Origin of the sequence: Castellaniella sp. FW104-7C03 (assembly GCF_040276085.1) — a bacterium.
Classification (GTDB): domain Bacteria; phylum Pseudomonadota; class Gammaproteobacteria; order Burkholderiales; family Burkholderiaceae_B; genus Castellaniella.
This window is the reverse complement of sequence record NZ_JBELOK010000036.1, coordinates 1-549: the sequence shown is the minus strand read 5'-3', so window position 1 is coordinate 549 and position 549 is coordinate 1. Positions and strand designations below refer to the sequence as shown.

The window sequence follows — 549 nt, the reverse complement described above, 5'->3', positions numbered from 1 at the left end:
GGTGAACTGAAACATCTCAGTAGCTCGAGGAAAAGAAATCAACCGAGATTCCGGAAGTAGCGGCGAGCGAAACCGGATGAGCCTTGACGAGTTAGCATACCGAATAGTCGAACGGCCTGGAAAGGCCGGCCACAGCATGGTGATAGCCCTGTAGACGAAAATTGGGATGTGGAACTAGGCGTCAGACAAGTAGGGCGGGACACGTGAAATCCTGTTTGAACATGGGGGGACCATCCTCCAAGGCTAAATACTCGTGATCGACCGATAGTGAACCAGTACCGTGAGGGAAAGGCGAAAAGAACCCCGGAAGGGGAGTGAAATAGATCCTGAAACCGTATGCATACAAACAGTAGGAGCCTCATTTATGGGGTGACTGCGTACCTTTTGTATAATGGGTCAGCGACTTACATTCAGTGGCAAGCTTAACCGAATAGGGAAGGCGTAGCGAAAGCGAGTCCGAATAGGGCGAATCAGTCGCTGGGTGTAGACCCGAAACCAGGCGATCTATCCATGGTCAGGTTGAAGGCACGGTAACACGTGCTGGAGGAC

1 rRNA gene is annotated in these 549 nt (G+C 51.7%); it reads left to right on the top strand.

The features are described from left to right. Positions 1 to 549: ribosomal RNA gene (locus ABS758_RS14960) — 23S ribosomal RNA — on the top strand; the annotation flags it as partial.